22 protein-coding genes and 3 tRNA genes are annotated in these 17,484 nt (G+C 51.4%); 15 read left to right on the top strand and 10 right to left on the bottom strand.

The genetic code is table 11. The features are described 5' to 3' along the window. Nucleotides 1–7 precede the first annotated feature (7 nt). Genes CTZ24_RS07245 through CTZ24_RS07215 form a run of 7 tightly spaced genes read left to right on the top strand, consistent with a single transcriptional unit; the run spans nt 8 to nt 3,438 of the window. The gene (locus tag CTZ24_RS07245) at nt 8–454 is read left to right on the top strand and encodes a hypothetical protein (RefSeq protein ID WP_208725169.1); all 447 of its coding nucleotides are present in this window, start codon (nt 8–10) and stop codon (nt 452–454) included. Beyond that, on the top strand, nt 451–759 hold the full coding sequence (locus CTZ24_RS07240; RefSeq protein WP_208725168.1) for a hypothetical protein: 309 nt from the start codon (nt 451–453) through the stop codon (nt 757–759). Before CTZ24_RS07245 ends, CTZ24_RS07240 begins: the two co-directional genes overlap by 4 nt. Further along, entirely contained in the window at nt 759–1,427 is a 669-nt protein-coding gene (locus CTZ24_RS07235) for a hypothetical protein (RefSeq protein WP_208725167.1), read from the top strand. The genes CTZ24_RS07240 and CTZ24_RS07235 overlap by 1 nt, the downstream gene beginning before the upstream one ends. After that, entirely contained in the window at nt 1,420–1,812 is a 393-nt protein-coding gene (locus tag CTZ24_RS07230) for a chromosome partitioning protein ParB (protein ID WP_208725166.1), read from the top strand. Before CTZ24_RS07235 ends, CTZ24_RS07230 begins: the two co-directional genes overlap by 8 nt. Further along, nucleotides 1,805–2,149, top strand: coding sequence for a hypothetical protein (locus tag CTZ24_RS07225; protein ID WP_208725165.1), 345 nt, complete (start codon nt 1,805–1,807; stop codon nt 2,147–2,149). The genes CTZ24_RS07230 and CTZ24_RS07225 overlap by 8 nt, the downstream gene beginning before the upstream one ends. 48 nt (nt 2,150–2,197) lie before the next feature. Continuing rightward, nucleotides 2,198–2,425, top strand: coding sequence for a DUF4224 domain-containing protein (locus CTZ24_RS07220; protein WP_208725164.1), 228 nt, complete (start codon nt 2,198–2,200; stop codon nt 2,423–2,425). Further along, nucleotides 2,425–3,438 (top strand): tyrosine-type recombinase/integrase, encoded by a 1,014-nt coding sequence (locus CTZ24_RS07215; protein WP_208725163.1) that lies wholly within the window; start codon nt 2,425–2,427, stop codon nt 3,436–3,438. The genes CTZ24_RS07220 and CTZ24_RS07215 overlap by 1 nt, the downstream gene beginning before the upstream one ends. A 125-nt stretch (nt 3,439–3,563) precedes the next feature. Here CTZ24_RS07215 and CTZ24_RS07210 read toward each other — a convergent pair. The 6 genes from CTZ24_RS07210 to uvrY all read right to left on the bottom strand — a co-directional run bounded on the left by CTZ24_RS07210 (nt 3,564) and on the right by uvrY (nt 7,108). Next, nucleotides 3,564–3,650, bottom strand: a tRNA-Leu gene (locus CTZ24_RS07210). 11 nt (nt 3,651–3,661) lie between these two features. Then, a tRNA-Cys gene (locus CTZ24_RS07205) sits at nt 3,662–3,735 on the bottom strand. 45 nt (nt 3,736–3,780) lie between these two features. Further along, nucleotides 3,781–3,856: transfer RNA gene (locus CTZ24_RS07200), tRNA-Gly, on the bottom strand. Between the two features lie 150 nt (nt 3,857–4,006). Further along, complete coding sequence (gene pgsA, locus CTZ24_RS07195) at nt 4,007–4,555, bottom strand: CDP-diacylglycerol--glycerol-3-phosphate 3-phosphatidyltransferase (protein ID WP_208725162.1); 549 nt, start codon at nt 4,553–4,555, stop codon at nt 4,007–4,009. A 68-nt stretch (nt 4,556–4,623) separates the two neighbouring features. Next, a complete protein-coding gene (gene uvrC / locus CTZ24_RS07190) occupies nt 4,624–6,456 on the bottom strand; it encodes an excinuclease ABC subunit UvrC (protein WP_021182673.1) in 1,833 nt (610 codons plus the stop codon). Continuing rightward, nucleotides 6,449–7,108, bottom strand: a complete 660-nt coding sequence (gene uvrY, locus CTZ24_RS07185; RefSeq protein ID WP_013508586.1) for a UvrY/SirA/GacA family response regulator transcription factor — start codon at nt 7,106–7,108, stop codon at nt 6,449–6,451. The genes uvrC and uvrY overlap by 8 nt, the downstream gene beginning before the upstream one ends. A 429-nt stretch (nt 7,109–7,537) precedes the next feature. Here uvrY and CTZ24_RS07180 point away from each other — a divergent pair, with 429 nt between their 5' ends. Further along, complete coding sequence (locus CTZ24_RS07180; RefSeq protein ID WP_013508585.1) at nt 7,538–7,762, top strand: DUF2594 family protein; 225 nt, start codon at nt 7,538–7,540, stop codon at nt 7,760–7,762. Between the two features lie 33 nt (nt 7,763–7,795). Here CTZ24_RS07180 and CTZ24_RS07175 read toward each other — a convergent pair whose 3' ends face one another. After that, the gene (locus CTZ24_RS07175; RefSeq protein ID WP_036624636.1) at nt 7,796–8,407 is read right to left on the bottom strand and encodes an acyl-homoserine-lactone synthase; all 612 of its coding nucleotides are present in this window, start codon (nt 8,405–8,407) and stop codon (nt 7,796–7,798) included. A 124-nt stretch (nt 8,408–8,531) separates the two neighbouring features. Beyond that, entirely contained in the window at nt 8,532–9,254 is a 723-nt protein-coding gene (locus tag CTZ24_RS07170; protein WP_021182671.1) for an autoinducer binding domain-containing protein, read from the bottom strand. 564 nt (nt 9,255–9,818) lie between these two features. Between CTZ24_RS07170 and CTZ24_RS07165 the strand changes: the two genes are divergently transcribed. Then, the gene (locus CTZ24_RS07165; RefSeq protein ID WP_021182670.1) at nt 9,819–10,493 is read left to right on the top strand and encodes a DUF4396 domain-containing protein; all 675 of its coding nucleotides are present in this window, start codon (nt 9,819–9,821) and stop codon (nt 10,491–10,493) included. A gap of 2 nt (nt 10,494–10,495) precedes the next feature. Here the strand turns inward: CTZ24_RS07165 and CTZ24_RS07160 are convergent, their stop codons facing one another. After that, a complete protein-coding gene (locus CTZ24_RS07160; protein ID WP_208725161.1) occupies nt 10,496–11,194 on the bottom strand; it encodes an extensin-like domain-containing protein in 699 nt (232 codons plus the stop codon). A 284-nt stretch (nt 11,195–11,478) separates the two neighbouring features. Here CTZ24_RS07160 and cycA point away from each other — a divergent pair, with 284 nt between their 5' ends. Then, nucleotides 11,479–12,870 carry a D-serine/D-alanine/glycine transporter gene (cycA, locus tag CTZ24_RS07155; RefSeq protein ID WP_021182668.1) on the top strand — a complete coding sequence of 464 codons (1,392 nt, stop codon included), beginning with the start codon at nt 11,479–11,481 and terminating at the stop codon, nt 12,868–12,870. 82 nt (nt 12,871–12,952) lie between these two features. On the opposite strand, the gene rutR is transcribed toward cycA, so the two are convergent. Further along, a complete protein-coding gene (gene rutR, locus CTZ24_RS07150; RefSeq protein ID WP_021182667.1) occupies nt 12,953–13,588 on the bottom strand; it encodes an HTH-type transcriptional regulator RutR in 636 nt (211 codons plus the stop codon). A 306-nt stretch (nt 13,589–13,894) separates the two neighbouring features. Between rutR and rutA the strand changes: the two genes are divergently transcribed. From rutA to rutF, 5 genes are read left to right on the top strand one after another with little or no spacing between them, the layout of a single operon-like run. Next, nucleotides 13,895–14,986 carry a pyrimidine utilization protein A gene (gene rutA / locus CTZ24_RS07145; protein WP_021182666.1) on the top strand — a complete coding sequence of 364 codons (1,092 nt, stop codon included), beginning with the start codon at nt 13,895–13,897 and terminating at the stop codon, nt 14,984–14,986. After that, a complete protein-coding gene (rutB, locus tag CTZ24_RS07140) occupies nt 14,986–15,696 on the top strand; it encodes a pyrimidine utilization protein B (protein ID WP_021182665.1) in 711 nt (236 codons plus the stop codon). The genes rutA and rutB overlap by 1 nt, the downstream gene beginning before the upstream one ends. 49 nt (nt 15,697–15,745) lie before the next feature. Then, nucleotides 15,746–16,141: a pyrimidine utilization protein C gene (rutC, locus tag CTZ24_RS07135; protein WP_021182664.1), complete on the top strand. Its 396-nt coding sequence runs from the start codon at nt 15,746–15,748 to the stop codon at nt 16,139–16,141. Further along, on the top strand, nt 16,141–16,938 hold the full coding sequence (rutD, locus tag CTZ24_RS07130) for a pyrimidine utilization protein D (protein WP_208725160.1): 798 nt from the start codon (nt 16,141–16,143) through the stop codon (nt 16,936–16,938). Before rutC ends, rutD begins: the two co-directional genes overlap by 1 nt. Beyond that, nucleotides 16,925–17,449 (top strand): NADH-dependent FMN reductase RutF, encoded by a 525-nt coding sequence (rutF, locus tag CTZ24_RS07125; protein WP_208725159.1) that lies wholly within the window; start codon nt 16,925–16,927, stop codon nt 17,447–17,449. The genes rutD and rutF overlap by 14 nt, the downstream gene beginning before the upstream one ends. The last annotated feature ends 35 nt before the right edge of the window (nt 17,450–17,484 follow it).

Here is a 17,484-nt window from a genome sequence, read left to right as displayed (position 1 = left end):
CACCAGCATGCACAACACAAAATCAAACAAAGAGCTGGTGAAAGCCGGTCATGCGTTTGCGGAGAATTTGTCAGCTGATACCGGCTTGATGGATATGGCGAAAATGGTTACTGACTTGGCTACCCGCCTCGATGTGGCGAATGCTCGCGCCAACGTAATGGCTGGTGAAGTCCTGCGCTTTAACGCCCTGATTCCTGGCGTGATCGAGGCGCTCCAGGCTTCTGGTGATCACACCATTTGCCTTATTGCCGACCTGAACGAAGCGATGATCACTCCTACTTCCGACCAGTGGATTAAAGAGTTGAACGCTCAGGCGGTCGGGCAAACGCATAAATACGTCCAGCTCCGGGCAAACCACCAGCAGCCAGGCGTGTCGCACTGCCTCAATCTCATCTCTCAACTGGAGATGGACCTGTTACGCGATAAGCAAACAACTATCGGGAGTGCAGCATGATTAAGCCAGTTGAAGTGCAGCGCGATCAGTATGGCTACTGGACTCACCCTGATTATTTAGCCTTCTGTGATGGCCGGGAATTCATTCCTGCTGCTGAGTTTAACCAGTGGATGACCGATCAAGGTCTTCAGTGGATCGTTGAATACCGCGATGAAGAAATGATCGACCCGTCTGTTGATGGTTGCGATATTTCAGCCTGGCAACCTGAAGCACCGGCTGGTGAAGGATGGTTTGTTGGTTCTATCCACGACACTGAAGACGGTGTGGTTTGTATCTGGTTGCGTGCGGCTAAGGATGGTGAGTGATGGAAAGAACGAGCAAGGGTGAAATCATCATCGGTCCAATTCTCGACCTTCGACTCAAACCAGGTATGGAACGAGTTAGAAACGGCAGGGTTCAGCAATTCGGCCCGCGCATTGTTCGTGCTGGCAAAGAAATTCAGCCCTGCGACTTTTCCTTGCAGCCTGCTGAAAAACACCACTATGCACTGGAAATAGAGGGTAAGTGGATGTGGGTCAATGGGTGTGGTCATTGTAATCAGAATGGCGAAAAAATGTCTTACGTCGTTTGTGATGAGCATGACCGCTGCCAGTCTTGCCGCGTAAAGAGAGAGGATGCAACGACTATTCCGCCTCGGAATGAATGGGATAGTGGCGGCGGAGTGTGGGGTTCAAAAGACGAAAACGGTGTTTGGGGATTTACTTGTCACGCATGTCACGCAGCACAAGAAGCTGAAAAGCGCGCTGAAGCTCTCGCTCGGATAGTACCTGATGAAGACTATGACGAATGGGACTTCTACAGCGAAGATACTGCCAAGTGCCCCTGGTGCAGCGCGAAAATCTGTACTGAGGAAAGTTACGATGCTGATGGCGAGTCGCATGAATGTGTTGAGTGTGGCCGCTCCTTCTCACTTACAGCAGAGCATAGCGTGTCATGGACTACTAAGCGCGTGGAGGGTGGAAGCCATGATTAAGGGGGATTTGATCAGTTGCCAGCGTTACACCAATAAGGCAAAGGTCTTAGACAAGGCTTCCCGATTTAAGCGCTTCATTGTGGCCGTATATCCGATTGTGCTGCGCGGAAAGCAATACACCGTCTTGATGGACGGGCATCACAACTATGCTGCTGCGAAACTCGTTGGGGATAAACCCGATTACCGGCCTATAGGCAAGAAAGTATTGCGGATTCTTAATGCGATGCCTGAGAAAGAGCGGGAAGCCCACTTCATCAACAACATCACGGACAGCCATTACTATTTTGTTGAAACCGGGGAAGTGGTTGAGGATTTAGTGTTACCGGATACCTCTCATCCCCTTGCGGTGCATGTAAATAATCAGTGGGTGCTCGGTCATGGCTAAGTCACCCGCAGAACGCAAAAAGGAACAGCGCGCACGTCAGGCCGCTGCCGGTGATAAGAAACTTGAGCTTGTGCTCGATAATCAGGAACTCGACATGCTGACGCGTAATTGCGCCGCCCGCAGGCCAGGACGCGAGCCTTATGACGCGATGGAGTATATCGCGCTGCTGATTCGCCAGGATGATGCACGGATGCACTCCCTGATTAAATCCATCAGTAAACGTAAGTGTGGTAAGTGCGGTGATTCACTGCCGGTGCAAGATTGTTGCTTTAGAAAAGAAGATGCGTGTTGGTGCCGCCTTGGGTGGCATGAAACGAAATTAAAAATCACACCGTGACATGTCACGGTAATTAATCCCCTGTTGCAGCAGGTCAGGTATGGAGAGATGGATATGCAGACCAACGATATAATTTCTGACGCTGACATTGAACAAATCACCGGGTACAAAATCCCGTCTAAACAATGCCAGTGCCTAAAGCAAGCCGGGGTTTTCTTCGTGGTTCGCCGTGATGGACGTCCACGCACGACCTGGCAACATTTCAACGATCCCATCACTCACCGTAAGGCAGCAGTGCCGGATGCATTCGAACCTAACTTTGGGGCACTCGACTAATGGCCCGGACCAGAAAAAATAAAGAAGATAGTTGGATGCCGCCCCGGGTGTACCGGGGCAAGTCTGCGTTTGAGTTTCACCCGAAAAATGGTGGAGCAATCAGGCTTTGCAGCTTTGATGCTCCTCAGTCTCAGGTGTGGGCTGCATATGAAGCTCTTTTAAACGAATTGCCAGATGACAGCCTTGTTGCTGCTCTCGCTGATCGTTTCTTCAAGTCAGCCGATTTCTTTGAGCTGGCACCAGAGACACAGAAGGATTACAGAAAATATTCTAAAAGTGTCTTAGCTGTTTTCGGCGCGATGCCTTCTGATGCCGTTAAACCTGAGCACATCCGTAAATACATGGATAAGCGCGGCCTGAAAAGCCGCACCCAGGCTAACAGGGAAAAGGCTTTCATGTCGCGTATTTATCGTTGGGGTTATGAGCGGGGCATAGTTAAGCGCAACCCTACGAAAGGTGTAAAGCAGTTCAAAGAGAAGGCCCGTGATCGCTATGTGACAGATGCTGAATATTCCGCACTGTTTAGTGTTGCACCTGACGTTGTTCAGATTGCTATGGAGTTGGCCTATCTGTGCTGTGCTCGCCAGGGTGATGTTCTCGAAATGAAGAAAAGCCAATTGATTGACGAAGGGATATTAATCAAGCAGAGCAAAACTTCAGTGTCTCAGATTAAGGGCTGGTCTCCGCGCCTTGAGAAAATTATCAAAGATGCTTCATGCCTGCCGTTAAAAACCGGAATGAGTAGCATTTATGTGATCCACCAGCCATCAGGTGCAAAATATACCCGTGATGGCTTTAACAGCCGCTGGCTGAAAGCGAAGAAGGAAGCAAAAGAGAAGTTTCCAGAGATAACCTTCGATTTCACTTTCCACGATCTGAAGGCCAAGGGCATTTCGGATTTGGATGGGAATTTATATGAGAAGCAGGCGATATCGGGGCATAAAAATGTTGAGCAAACTGCTCGCTACAATCGCAAGATTGCAGTTGTCCCTGTGGTCGGTGGTCAAAAATAGAACGGAGAATATTAGGAAAGGATATTAGGAAAGCGAGGTGGAGAAACAAAAAAACCGCCCTTGGGCGGTCACGACATCACTGCTTATTGCTTTGATTTTATTCGGTTTTTATCGGTAGATAAATATGGTGCCCGGGGCGGGACTTGAACCCGCACGACCTTACGATCGAGGGATTTTAAATCCCTTGTGTCTACCGATTTCACCACCCGGGCAGGGTGTAAAGTGGAGGCGCGTCCCGGAGTCGAACCGAGGTGGACGGATTTGCAATCCGCTGCATGGCCACTCTGCCAACGCGCCTTTTAATCTGATGTGCATTCCGTTACTGAAACAGAGTGCTAAATCTGGAGCGGGAAACGAGACTCGAACTCGCGACCCCGACCTTGGCAAGGTCGTGCTCTACCAACTGAGCTATTCCCGCATATTCTTATTACTATCAAACTTACTGATTTTATTCAGCTTTTAGCAAACTCACTGCCGTTCGATGCGATGCATTCTACTGAACTGGCGCAATGAGTCAATAGAATTATCCACACAGTGCGTCCGTTTGCTGCTTTTTAAATCGCATCGATCATCGTTCGAACAAATCGCCACGCGCTGCGTTCAAATATTGATACATTGACCAGAATGTCAGCACCGCTGCGATATACAACGCGACCACACCAACGCCAATCACCGTGGCATCATGTCGCCACAACAACGCGACCAGAGACAACATCTGCGCGGTGGTTTTGACTTTGCCGATCCAGGAGACGGCCACGCTGCTGCGCTTGCCAATTTCTGCCATCCACTCACGTAACGCAGAAATAATGATCTCACGGGCAATCATGGTGGCTGCGGGTAAGGTTATCCACCAGGAGTGGAAATGCTCCGCCACTAACACCAGCGCGATTGCCACCATAACTTTGTCTGCCACAGGATCGAGAAATGCACCAAAACGTGTGGTTTGCTTCCAACGACGTGCCAGGAAACCATCAAACCAGTCAGTGACCGCAGCGACCACAAAAATAAGCGCGGTGACGAACGGCGCCCAGTGAAATGGCAGATAAAATGCCAGCACAAAGAAAGGAATCAGGACAACTCGAAACAGGGTCAGATATGTCGGAATGTTAAATTGCATATGCCAGTAACTGTCTGGTATGGGTAGAATTTAACGTATGTTCCTACATTGCCCCCCCTGTTTCAATGTTAGTGTTTAAGGGAATAGTAGATTTTTTCTGCCAGGGCGAAAGAAATGCCCGGCACCCTGGCAATCTCTTCGACACTGGCATTCATCAGCGGCTGTAGGCCCCCCATGTACTTAAGCAACTGCTGACGCCGTTTTGGCCCAACGCCCTCGATGCTTTCCAGTGCGCTGGTGTTCTTAACTTTGGCTCTTTTTTTACGGTGACCCGAGATCGCATGATTGTGAGCATCATCACGAATATGTTGAATCACATGCAGCGCGGGTGAGTCCGGCGGCAGCGATACCCCCTCTCCTTCAGCTTCGAAAAACAGCGTTTCCAGACCCGCTTTACGATCGCTGCCTTTTGCCACACCGAGTAGAATCGGACGATCTTTATCCCAGGGCACATCCAGCTCGGCAAACACCTGTTTCGCCTGCGCCAGTTGTCCTTTACCACCATCAATCAGGATCACATCCGGTATTTTCTCTTCTTCTAGCGCCTTACCGTAGCGGCGGCGCAATACCTGATTCATTGCGGCGTAATCATCGCCAGGCGTAATGCCTTCAATGTTGTAACGCCGATAATCACTGCGTAACGGGCCGTTGCGATCGAACACGACACAAGAGGCAATGGTTTGCTCACCCATCGTGTGACTGATATCGAAGCATTCCATGCGATTGATCTGATCCAGTTCCAGGAACGCCGCCAGAGCCGCCAGACGCTGCTGAATCGTTGAATGCTGTGATAAGCGAGTTGTTAGCGCGGTCGCCGCGTTAGTACGCGCCAGTTTGAGATAGCGAGCCCTGTCGCCACGCGGTTTGCTTTGGATATTGACTTTGCGTCCCGCCATTTCACTGAGCGATTCCGCCAGTAATTCGCGATCCGGAAGACTGAAATCCAGCAAAATCTCTGCCGGTAAGGTTCGTGCCTCACTGCCTTGCAAATAGAACTGCCCCAGAAACGTTTGCACGACTTCCGCCAGTTCAGTATCAGCCGGGACTTTGGGAAAGTAACTGCGGCTTCCCAGCACTTTACCCTGACGAATAAACAATACGTGCAGACAGGCCATACCTGCATCGTAGGCGACGCCCATCACATCCAGGTCATCTCCCTGATTAGAGACAAACTGCTTCTCCGTGATACGACGTACCGCCAGAATTTGATCACGTAAACGTGCCGCTTCCTCAAAACGCAGCGCCTGACTGGCAGCCTCCATCCTTTTTACCAGTTGATTTAATACCTGGTCATCTTTGCCCGCCAGGAACAGCCGCACATAATCGGTTTGCTGGGCATACTCTTCCTCACTGACCAAACCGGCGACACAGGGGCCGAGGCAACGACCAATCTGATATTGCAGGCAAGGTCGCGAGCGATTGCGGTAGACGCTGTTTTCACACTGACGAATCGGGAACACTTTCTGCAACAGCGCCAGGGTTTCACGCACGGCATAGCCGTTGGGAAACGGGCCAAAGTATTCACCTTTGGCATGTTTCGCCCCACGATGCATCGCCAGTCGTGGATGGCTATCGCCGCTGAGAAAGATGTAAGGATAAGATTTGTCATCACGCAACAGCACGTTGTAACGCGGCTGGTAAAGCTTGATGTAGTTATGCTCCAGCAACAGCGCTTCCGTCTCGGTGTGCGTCACAGTGACATCGATTTGCTGAATGTTACTGACCAGCGCTTCGGTTTTGCGACTCCCCACCTGTGTACGGAAATAGCTGCTAAGGCGTTTTTTGAGGTCTTTGGCTTTACCAACATAGATCACCGTGCCTGTCGCGTCATACATACGATAGACGCCGGGCTGACTGGTCACGGTGCTGAGAAAGGCTTTTGAATTAAAAACGTCACTCACTACTGATTAACGGCTCCGCATTAAACAGGCCATGTCGTATGGCCAGATGCGTTAACTCCACATCGCCACTGATGTTCAGCTTGCTGAACATACGATAACGGTAGCTGTTAACGGTTTTCGGGCTGAGGCTAAGCTGTTCGGAAATCTCCGTCACTTTCTGCCCACGCGTGATCATCAGCATAATCTGCAATTCCCTTTCAGACAAACAACTGAAGGGCGATTCGGCTTTCTGCGGCTCAATCTGGCTGAGCGCCATCTGCTGAGCAATATCAGAAGCAATATAGCGCTGCCCTGCATGTACTGAACGAATAGCGCTGACAACTTCCTGTGGCGCGGCTCCCTTACTCAGGTAACCCGCAGCACCGGCCTGCATGACTTTCGCTGGCAGCGGATTCTCCGTATGGATGGTCAGCATGATAATGCGGATATCCGGGTTGTAACGCATGATCTTACGCGTAGCTTCCAGACCGCCAATGCCAGGCATGTTCATATCCATCAGCACGACGTCCACCGGATTGTTACGGCACCACTTCACCGCATCCTCACCACAAGCCACTTCCCCGGCAATTACCAATCCCTTCATATCTTCCAGTATGCGACGAATACCAACGCGTACCAGTTCATGGTCATCAACAAGAAGCAAGCTGATCAACGGGACGTACTCCGCAGGTTAGTGATGGGGGAATATATTTCAGGAGGCTTATCTTACCGGGTTTTCCGGTGAAAAAACATCGTCTGGGGAGATAAATCCTGGTTGAAATGACACACATCAAATAGATGTTAAGGACCACGTATTTTTAGTCATCAGCGATATCATGCGAGAATAAAAAAGTAAAATAATGACTAATATCATTATGTTATAATTTATGCGTCGCTTCGCTTTTTCCACGCCCTGCTTTAAATAAATAATCGCTTCCGTCATTATTTATTGACGATAAATACAGCAATTTCTCATTCCATTTCTGACATGAATTTCTGATTTCAGTGCTAATAAATTCTTTTGACAACCCTATGATATACTCTGTTTTTCGTGCACAGGAAGAATGTGTCAAGACCATGCAACACAACCAGGGAGTCAATTATGAGTGATGAAGACTTTGCAACTTCGCAGGAAACGCAGAAGCTGGCGGATGAAGTCGCCTGTCTGAAAATGATGGTGACACTGATTCTGAAAGGGATGGGCCAGGCTGATGCCGGAAAAGTGATCATCAATATGGAACGTTATGTGCAAACGTTAGGGGAAAAACCGCAGGCTGAAGTGTTCAGCAACACCATTCGCCAAATCAAAACCGCCTACCGCCAGTAAGCGGTCTGCCCCGCGCCTGATGCGCGGGGAGATTTAACCGTGCGACTGCCAGTTAACGGACACGCCCAATGTTGGCAGCACCTCTTCAGGGCTGAAGCGACGTGTACCCCGGTACTTTTCAGCCAGCGCCGGTTGCTGAACCGGAATACGAATGGCGAACAGGTTGTCCTCAGACTGAATCAGCCCCGGCGACAACGGTTCATAGACCACCCGATGTTGCTCAAACATTTTCTCCAACATCGGCGTAGCGGAACTGATAAGAAACTCGATCCCGCTCAATTCAGCGAGCTGAACCGAATGCCAGAGGATATTTAGGGGCAACTCTGCATCCACTTCCAGTCGGGCGGAAAAACGCGACATCTCCCAAACTTTTTCATGACTAAAAGGCAAAACTAACCCCTCGGTCATTTCGGGTTCTTGCCACGGCATTAAACGCGCACAACCACAAATGCCCTGCCGCGCGTTCCAGGCAATCATCCAGGTCACGTCTGAGCGATCGAAACGATCATACTCCTGGCCCGGGGTGCTCAAGCGGGGTGGAATTGACCAGCCTTCACCGCGCGCAAATACGCTGTAGCGATAGGTTCCCAATTCGGCCAGCAGAGAGGACGGCATATCCTTTAACTGGGTTTGAATTATTTTCATCATGCGCCCCTGACATCCCCATGTTTGCAATGATTTTTATGTGCGCCAGCCTGGCAAAGTTCCGGCGCAGGGTAGACAACTGGCTTCAGGCTGGGAACTACTAAAATTAGTAGTTGCCTTTTTGCTATATCAGTCCAATTGCTGCGGCATAACAGGCAATTTGCGTTTTATTGGAAACATTAAAGCGCTTTTGCATATTCTTTTGGTGGAAGTTCACCGTGTGTTCTGAAATCGCTAAAATAAGTGAAATTTCCGCAGAGGTTTTCCCTTCTGCCGTCCATTTCAAAATTTCCAGCTCCCTCTGACTGAAATCATTAGATAAAATCACCATAGCGTTATCGTTCAGGCGTTCCAGGACACGCAGGCTCAGTTCCGCCAGAAAGTGTAGTTTCACTTCCAGCTCAACACGTAAGTGCTGGGTCTTACTCTGTTGCTTAGATGCAATAGATAATATACCAATGGCACGATTTGATGCCATTGCCGAGCAGGAAAATCCACTCAAGAGGCCGTAAGCGTTCGCTTCTGCCCATAAATTACCCGCACCGGTAAACAAATCGCGCGTCCACTCCACCCCACGTCCTGGCTGCTGACAAAGTAGCAGCACCGGATCGACGGCAAAATAGTTCTCACTTTCGTAGTGTTTAACCCAGTTTTCCGGATACGTGCTGAACAAAAAAAGTCGTGGCCGGGTAAAGGGCACCGGATGCTGGATCAAAAAAGCAAAGTGATCAAAACCCAAGTTTTCAACGTGTTTCTGTAAAAGCGGTTTCAATTGCATCACGGCCGTCACCGCCTGAAATTGAATTTCGGTCTCGCCTCGCCAGACGAAATAATTATCGGTCGTCATTATTGCCTCAGCGTCTTGCAACGCTCTTGCGCCTTGTTATTCGGTCCGGTTAACACAAAAATTAAATTAACTAGAGAAAAAATATTGATTGAAAGAGATCCAACCACCCGCCGCAATCTTAAACATCCGGCGCTCAATGTGTTACCACAATGGAATGGATTGAGCTTTCAAATCTTTGTTAACACCATCACAACTTTTAATGCGACGGATGTTTAGAATAGGATTTTTCTGATGTTGTTTCAATATCCCCATTCATTGAAAATTTTCAATACTGTGATAAGCGTTGAGCATCGTCATTAACTGAAATCGATTGTTTACAGTGTTTTAACCTTAATCTCTCGGTTATTTTATGCCACATTTCCCCATCACTTTATTCTTAATCCCATTTATTTCTGCCATGTGGTGGCTTTTTCACCCCTCGCAGTGATTCCAGTCAGGCACGTTTCCGGCTACTCTTTAGCTGTGAGCAGCGTAGCACGCAACGGTGATTTGCAGGGGAAGACAATGCCGCAGCCGGGCTGACCGCATTGTCGCGCGTATTCGAGAAGCTAAGCGGGACTGACTATGTTGAACCAGTTGGCATTACCTTTCCTTGTTCTGGGTGGCTGCACCGCCCTGATGATTTTAAAAGACCTCTTCCGCCACCCTCACCCGGTCGCGGTGATGAATATCATTTGGCCATTAACCGGGCTATATATGCCTTTCGTTGGTTGGCTGGCCTGGTGGTATCTGGGAAGAAAACCTTCCCGCCAGGTAAAACTTGCCCTGCTGGTTCCTCAAAAATTACATCGCAACGCAGGCTGGCAAACCATCTTTATTTCGACTTCCTTGTCAGCCGCAGCCTGTATATTTGGCAATATAATGACAATCCCGATAATCACCTTACTAAATCAGTTCGCCATTAATCCGGCATTGTGGCTTGAGGCAATTATTTGCGTTGGGATTTCGTTATTGATGGGCTTATTTTTTCAATTTCTGGCAATTCGACAACGTGAAAAACGTTCATTTGGCCGTGCGTTATTATTAGCCCTGAAAACTGAAGTCTTTCCCTTGTTGATTTATCAATTAGGTATCTTTCTCTTTATGGGATTGGCGCTGAAATTTGTGCTAAATCAGCAAATCAATCCACTGTTGGTCGGCTTCTGGTTTATGTTGCAACTTGCCATGATGATTGGCTTTCTGTTTTCCTGGCCGGCTAATCACTTCCTGATTAAACGTGGATTGAATCCCGCGGTGTAAACTCAGCGACAATAGCCGCTTCCGCGCATGCCAAAATGAAAATGGCTGGCATGTGCGGCATTGTAATCAGGGCCAAGCGCATTGCCGAAGTTGGCACAACCATTCTGCCATAGCGCATGTAATGCGGCTGAGGCGTCCTGCGGCTGTTGCCAGTGCTTCTCCACCCGTAACCAACGTCCGTTCGCCAGTTGAAATCCCGTAATATCCCAGGCATCTGCCGTCGCATGCTCGCTTAAACGTCCCTCCTGACGATGATAAATATTGCGACAGGCATAACTGCCAACATGCGCAATACGCTGCAATGGACTGTTGATCCCTGCCTGTTGTAACTCCGCCTGGCTTTGCACTACATACATCGTACTTGCCACTGCCAGTGGGCAGCTGGCGAGAAAACTGCTGCTGAGCATCACCGCACCAAAACTGCTAACACGCAGTGGCTGCGCCAGCGGGCATGCCCCTTGCCGTGTGGGTTCCTCACTGAACTGCACCTTGCCACTCCGCTGCGCCCGGCGCATCACATCCAGACAAGCAGCAGGATCACCTGCCAGTCGTTTGATTTTGTAACGCGTCAACCAACCCGGTGGATCGGTCACGGCTAGCGGGGTAAAGGGATTCCAGCCCGGCGGCAGATGCTGTAGCAACCACGGCAGACTCCACCAGCCAGCAAGCACCAACAAAATAATCATTAGCAATATGCGCATAACACCCCTCTGGTCATACCGCGAGTATCACAAAGGTAGCTGCTATAGCAGGAGGAATGGAGGATACGCACTGAAACTGCTGACTTTTTACCCATACTGACGGAAGATTGTACTGTGTAAATATTTACTGACAGAGCAAAGCGCGTAAAAGGTCACAGTTGTTAAAAAACAATTACCGAAAGTTGCTGCTGTTCCACTATCTTATGCCATCTCACAACGTGCAACAGCACGTTATCTAACAGCCAGCAGAGCTGACACGACATCAAGACAGGAAAGAAATCTTTATGGTTGACCAATCTAAAGAGGCGCTGCTTAGCGCTGAGCAGCCCGACAAGCTGCAACGAAATCTGCACAATCGCCATATTCAGTTGATCGCCATTGGCGGAGCCATCGGTACCGGATTATTTATGGGCTCCGGTAAAACCATCAGCCTCGCCGGCCCCTCGATCATTTTCGTCTATATGATCATCGGATTTATGCTGTTCTTTGTGATGCGTGCAATGGGTGAGCTACTGCTCTCCAACCTGGAATATAAATCCTTCAGTGATTTTGCCGCCGACCTGCTTGGCCCCTGGGCCGGGTATTTCACCGGCTGGACCTACTGGTTCTGTTGGGTGGTTACCGGCATCGCCGATGTGGTCGCCATCAGTGCCTATTTTCAGCTCTGGTTCCCTGACTTCTCGATCTGGATGAGTGCCCTGCTCTGCGTCTTCGTTTTTCTGACGCTGAATATCGCCACCGTGAAACTGTTTGGTGAAATGGAGTTCTGGTTCGCCATCATCAAAATTGTCGCTATCGTTGCGTTGATCATCACCGGTGTGGTGCTGGTCGCCATGCACTATCCCTCCCCTGGTGGCGGCACTGCCTCACTGAGCAATATCTGGGATCATGGTGGCATGTTTCCAAAAGGCTTGAGCGGCTTCTTTGCCGGTTTCCAGATTGCGGTTTTTGCCTTTGTCGGCATTGAACTGGTGGGTACGGCTGCGGCGGAAACCCATGATCCCCACAAAGTATTGCCCCGCGCCATCAATGCGATTCCGCTGCGCGTGATTATGTTTTACGTGTTGGCGCTGATGGTGATTATGGCGGTAACACCCTGGAACCAGGTACTGGCCGACCGCAGCCCGTTCGTAGAAATGTTTGTTCTGATCGGCCTGCCTGCCGCCGCCAGCATCGTCAACTTTGTGGTGCTGACGTCAGCTGCCTCCTCCGCTAACAGCGGCATCTTTTCCACCAGCCGGATGTTGTTTGGCCTGGCAGAACAAGGGGTTGCGCATAAGGCATTTGGACGTTTATCCGCTCGCGCTGTACCGACCACCGGCCTGTTCTTTTCCTGCCTGTGCCTGCTTGGTGGCGTCGCGTTGATTTATCTGATTCCGGATGTGATGACGGTGTTCACACTGGTGACCACGGTGTCAGCGATTCTGTTTATGTTTGTCTGGACCATCATTCTGTGTAGCTATCTGGCTTACCGTAAACAACATCCACAACGTCACGCTGAATCTGCCTTTAAAATGCCGCTGGGCAAATTCATGTGTTGGGTGTGTATGGCATTCTTCGCCTTTGTACTGGTGTTGCTGACCCTCCAGGAGGATACCCGTCAGGCGTTGATGGTAACGCCGTTGTGGTTTGTCATCCTGACCATGGGCTGGTTACTGCGTCGTCGTAAAGCCTGATATCCCTGAAAAAATTAAGGCCCGATCATCGGGCCTTAATTTTAATCATCTTTCCTGCAACGTCCTCAGTGCCCTCTCCGGTTTAACGCACGCGGATACCTTCTATGATCATGCGCTGCACGTTATCGACGGTCTGCTCAAAGAACGCGGGATCATTCAGCGTCTGCCCGGTGATAGCCTCAACCTGCGAGGCGAAATCGGCGTAATGCTGGGTGGTTGCCCACAGCAGAAAAAACAGATGCTGTGGCCGTACGCCCGCCAACCGTCCTTCCGCGATCCACTGTTCAATGATCGCCGCCTTTTCATCCACCAGCGTTTTCAAATCGCCCGCCAGTTCACCTTTCAGCAGAGGAGCACCTTGTAACATCTCCAGGCAGAACAGGCGTGACGCCTGAGGGTGGTCGCGTGAGACTTCCAGTTTCAGGCGGATATAGCGGCGGATCGCGGTCAGTGGCTCCTGATCGTGGCGCAGTGCGCGCAGCGGAGCCAGCCAGACATCCAGAATCTCTTTCAGTACCGCAATATAGAGGGCTTCTTTTGAGGGATAGTAATAAAGCAGATTGGTTTTTGACACATCGGCACGCTCGGCCACTTTATCGAGACTGGTGCCATGAATACCGTATTGCGAAAAGAAGGTCAGCGCCGCTTCAAGAATCGCCGCCCGTTTTGCCGCAACCGCGCGTGACCGACGCGTGGGCTTTTTTTCATCGCTTTTCACACTGTTACCTCATCCATCCTGCGTAGAGGCATCATAACAAAGGCCTCCGCTCCTGCCTAATAATGACCCTGCACCTTTTTTGACCACTCACGCATGAAAAATGTGCAGATTGTTTTGACCGGATGGTCCAAAACGGACCACTCAATCCAATTTATCTTAAGCGTCATTTTTAACACATTGTTATCTATGGCATTTAAAAATGTGGCACAGGCTTTGCAATTTTGTGAACGAGCGCCGCCGGCAGGGAGCAAGCAGGACGCAACGCAGCGCGTGAAACAACCCCCGTTCTTTGCTGAGAGGTTTCACATGAAAATTGGCGTCTTTATCCCGATTGGTAACAATGGCTGGTTAATCTCCACCCATGCCCCCCAGTACAAGCCGACTTTTGAGCTGAACAAAGCGATTGTGCAGAAAGCGGAGCACTACCATTTCGACTTCGCGCTTTCGATGATCAAACTGCGCGGCTTCGGCGGTAAAACCGAGTTCTGGGACCATAACCTCGAATCCTTCACCCTGATGGCCGGACTGGCGGCGGTGACTTCGCGTATTGAAATCTATGCCACCGCCGCCACCCTGACGCTGCCACCGGCGATTGTGGCGCGCATGGCCTCGACCATCGACTCAATCTCCAATGGCCGCTTTGGCGTCAACCTCGTGACCGGCTGGCAAAAGCCAGAGTATGAGCAAATGGGCCTGTGGCCCGGTGATGACTACTTCGCCAGTCGTTACCAATACCTCACCGAATACGTCACCGTGCTGCGAGATTTATGGGGCAATGGCCAGAGTGATTTTAAAGGTGAGTTTTTCACCATGAATGACTGCCGCCTCAGCCCGCAGCCGCAAAAACCGATGAAGGTGATTTGCGCGGGACAAAGCGATGCCGGGATGGCGTTTTCTGCCCAGCACGCTGACTACAACTTCTGCTTCGGCAAAGGTGTTAACACGCCAACCGCCTTCGCCCCGACGGCCGCACGCATGAAACAGGCTGCCGACCAGGCAGGCCGCGATGTCGGTTCCTATGTGCTGTTTATGATCATCGCCGCGGAAACGGATGAAGCCGCACGCGCCAAATGGGAGCACTACAAAGCCGGGGCTGATGAAGAGGCCCTCGCCTGGCTGACCACGCAAAGCCAGCAGGACACGAAATCCGGCAGTGATACCAACGTGCGCCAGATGGCCGATCCCACCTCTGCGGTGAATATCAATATGGGCACGCTGGTCGGTTCTTATGCCAACGTGGCACGAATGTTGGATGAAGTTGCAGAGGTAGAAGGAACCCAGGGTGTGCTGCTGACTTTTGACGATTTCCTGCAAGGAATCGAAGAGTTTGGTCAATTTATTCAGCCCTTGATGCAGTGCCGTCATGCTTTGATTGAATCGCAGAAGGAGGTTGCCTGATGAATACCGTTGTTTGCGCCCATACCTCGACTTTACCGCAGGTCACCTTGCCAGCCCGCCCGGAAGCGATCGCCTTCCCCCCTGCGCAGAGCGCGTTGATTGTGGTGGATATGCAGAACGCCTATGCCACCGAAGGCGGCTACCTCGATTTGGCGGGTTTTGATGTCTCCGCCACTAAACCGGTGATCGCCAAAATTCACCAGGCGGTGACCGCTGCCCGAGCAGCAGGCATCCAGATCATCTGGTTTCAGAATGGCTGGGATAACCAATATGTCGAAGCGGGCGATGCCGGTTCACCCAACTTTCACAAATCCAATGCGTTAAAAACCATGCGTAAACGCCCGGAATTGCAGGGCACGTTGTTGGCGAAAGGCGGCTGGGATTATGCGCTGGTGGATGAACTGGTGCCGCAACCCGGTGATATCGTGCTGCCTAAACCGCGCTACAGCGGCTTTTTCAATACCCCGCTCGACAGCATGCTGCGCAGCCGTGGCATTCGCCATCTGGTGTTTACCGGCATCGCCACCAATGTCTGCGTGGAATCGACGCTGCGAGATGGCTTCTTCCTGGAATATTTTGGCGTCGTGCTGGAAGACGCTACCTATCAGGCTGGCCCGCCCTTCGCCCAGCAGGCAGCCATCTTTAATATCGAAACGTTTTTCGGTTGGGTCAGTGATACCGAGACGTTCTGTGAAGCATTAAAAGCCTGATATCCCGATAATTTTCACCTGCAAAAACAACGATAAGGAAGACTTCGCCATGCCAAAAAGTGTCATTATTCCGCCCGGAACCTCCACGCCAATTGCCCCGTTTGTCCCTGGTACGCTCGCCGATGGTGTGGTGTATGTCTCCGGCACCCTGCCATTTGATGCGCAAAATAACGTCGTCCACGTCGGTGATGCCGCGGCCCAGGCGCGCCACGTCCTTGAGACCATCAAAAAAGTGATTGAAACCGCAGGGGGTACTATGGACGACGTTACCTTCAACTCGATTTTCCTCACCGACTGGAGTAACTACGCCGCGATTAATCAGGTGTATGCCGAATATTTCCCCGGTGATAAACCGGCGCGTTACTGCATTCAATGCGGCCTGGTGAAACCTGATGCGCTGATCGAAATCGCCACCGTGGCGCACATCGGCAAACAGGAGGCGTAATGCATCTGGAAATTCAGGGATTGCAGACGGCAGACGCGCCCACCCTGGTGCTCTCTTCTGGTCTAGGCGGCGTTGCGGGTTTCTGGCGGCCCCAACTGGCGGCGCTGGAGCAGCATTATCGCGTTGTCACCTACGATCAACGCGGCACCGGTCGCAGTGCTGATACCTTACCGGAAGGCTACAGCATGGCGATGATGGCCGCCGAGTTGGCCGAAGCGCTGGAGCAGCAGGGTATTGAGCGCTTTGATCTGATCGGTCACGCGCTTGGCGGTTTGATTGGTCTGCAACTGGCGCTGGATTATCCGCAACGCGTTGGACGCGTGGTGGTCATTAACGGCTGGTTATCGCTGAATGCCCATACCCGTCGTTGCTTCCAGGTTCGCCAGGATCTGTTGCTGAATGTCGGAGTGGAAGCCTTTGTCCGTGCCCAGCCGTTGTTTCTCTATCCGGCGGAGTGGATGGCGCGCAATCAGGCTCGTCTGGAGCAAGAGGACACGCATCATGTGCAACATTTTCAGGGCATGGAAAACCTGTTACGCCGGCTGCATGCCCTGAAAAGCGCCGATTTTCGTCCTCATGCAGCGAAGATCACTCAACCGGTGCTGGCCATCTACAGCCAGGATGACCTGCTGGTGCCGTGGAGCTGCTCACCCGAACTGGCCGCCGCCTTGCCGAATGCCAGCCTGATCGAAATGGCCTGGGGAGGACATGCCATGAGCGTCACCGATGCTGAAAACTTCAATGCGTTATTGCTGCAATGGCTAACCCGTAAGGAGGCCAAAGATGAGTACGCATGAACTCTCGCCTGATTTACCGTTGGTCGAGCGCCAGGTGTTTCGCGATGCGATGTCACGCCTCGGTGCCGCCGTAAATATCATTACCACCGACGGCCCCGCCGGACGTGCCGGTTTCACCGCCTCCGCGGTGTGCAGCGTTACCGACACACCGCCAACGCTGCTGGTTTGCCTCAACCGCTCCGCTTCGGTCTGGCCGGTGTTCCGCGATAACGGTTATCTGTGCGTCAACACGCTGGCCGCCGGGCACGAAGATCTCTCCACCCTGTTTGGCGGTAAAACACCAATGGCGGATCGCTTTCTCGCCGCCCGCTGGCATACGCTCAGCAGCGGTTCACCGCTGCTGAATGGCGCGCTGGTGTCGTTTGATTGCAAAGTCTCCCAGGTGGTGAGCGTAGGAACGCACGACATTTTGTTTTGTGAGGTCATGGCGTTGGTGCGCAATGATGAGCCGCACGGCCTGGCCTGGTTCGACCGTGGATATCAGCATCTTTTACGGCAGGAAGCCCGCTAACGCCGCCCTGTGCGGCCCGGTTCCACAGACACTCT

Origin of the sequence: Pantoea phytobeneficialis (assembly GCF_009728735.1) — a bacterium.
GTDB lineage: Bacteria > Pseudomonadota > Gammaproteobacteria > Enterobacterales > Enterobacteriaceae > Pantoea > Pantoea phytobeneficialis.
This window is presented reverse-complemented; position numbering and strand designations above follow the sequence as displayed.

Coding starts and splice junctions, on each gene's coding strand:
- CTZ24_RS07245 (WP_208725169.1), top strand. CDS start 8: ATGCACAACACAAAATCAAACAAAGAGCTGGTGAAAGCCGGTCATGCG.
- CTZ24_RS07240 (WP_208725168.1), top strand. CDS start 451: ATGATTAAGCCAGTTGAAGTGCAGCGCGATCAGTATGGCTACTGGACT.
- CTZ24_RS07235 (WP_208725167.1), top strand. CDS start 759: ATGGAAAGAACGAGCAAGGGTGAAATCATCATCGGTCCAATTCTCGAC.
- CTZ24_RS07230 (WP_208725166.1), top strand. CDS start 1,420: ATGATTAAGGGGGATTTGATCAGTTGCCAGCGTTACACCAATAAGGCA.
- CTZ24_RS07225 (WP_208725165.1), top strand. CDS start 1,805: ATGGCTAAGTCACCCGCAGAACGCAAAAAGGAACAGCGCGCACGTCAG.
- CTZ24_RS07220 (WP_208725164.1), top strand. CDS start 2,198: ATGGATATGCAGACCAACGATATAATTTCTGACGCTGACATTGAACAA.
- CTZ24_RS07215 (WP_208725163.1), top strand. CDS start 2,425: ATGGCCCGGACCAGAAAAAATAAAGAAGATAGTTGGATGCCGCCCCGG.
- pgsA (WP_208725162.1), bottom strand. CDS start 4,555: ATGCAATTTAACATTCCGACATATCTGACCCTGTTTCGAGTTGTCCTG.
- CTZ24_RS07180 (WP_013508585.1), top strand. CDS start 7,538: ATGAGTGATGAAGACTTTGCAACTTCGCAGGAAACGCAGAAGCTGGCG.
- CTZ24_RS07175 (WP_036624636.1), bottom strand. CDS start 8,407: ATGAAAATAATTCAAACCCAGTTAAAGGATATGCCGTCCTCTCTGCTG.
- CTZ24_RS07170 (WP_021182671.1), bottom strand. CDS start 9,254: ATGACGACCGATAATTATTTCGTCTGGCGAGGCGAGACCGAAATTCAA.
- CTZ24_RS07165 (WP_021182670.1), top strand. CDS start 9,819: ATGTTGAACCAGTTGGCATTACCTTTCCTTGTTCTGGGTGGCTGCACC.
- CTZ24_RS07160 (WP_208725161.1), bottom strand. CDS start 11,194: ATGCGCATATTGCTAATGATTATTTTGTTGGTGCTTGCTGGCTGGTGG.
- cycA (WP_021182668.1), top strand. CDS start 11,479: ATGGTTGACCAATCTAAAGAGGCGCTGCTTAGCGCTGAGCAGCCCGAC.
- rutA (WP_021182666.1), top strand. CDS start 13,895: ATGAAAATTGGCGTCTTTATCCCGATTGGTAACAATGGCTGGTTAATC.
- rutB (WP_021182665.1), top strand. CDS start 14,986: ATGAATACCGTTGTTTGCGCCCATACCTCGACTTTACCGCAGGTCACC.
- rutC (WP_021182664.1), top strand. CDS start 15,746: ATGCCAAAAAGTGTCATTATTCCGCCCGGAACCTCCACGCCAATTGCC.
- rutD (WP_208725160.1), top strand. CDS start 16,141: ATGCATCTGGAAATTCAGGGATTGCAGACGGCAGACGCGCCCACCCTG.
- rutF (WP_208725159.1), top strand. CDS start 16,925: ATGAGTACGCATGAACTCTCGCCTGATTTACCGTTGGTCGAGCGCCAG.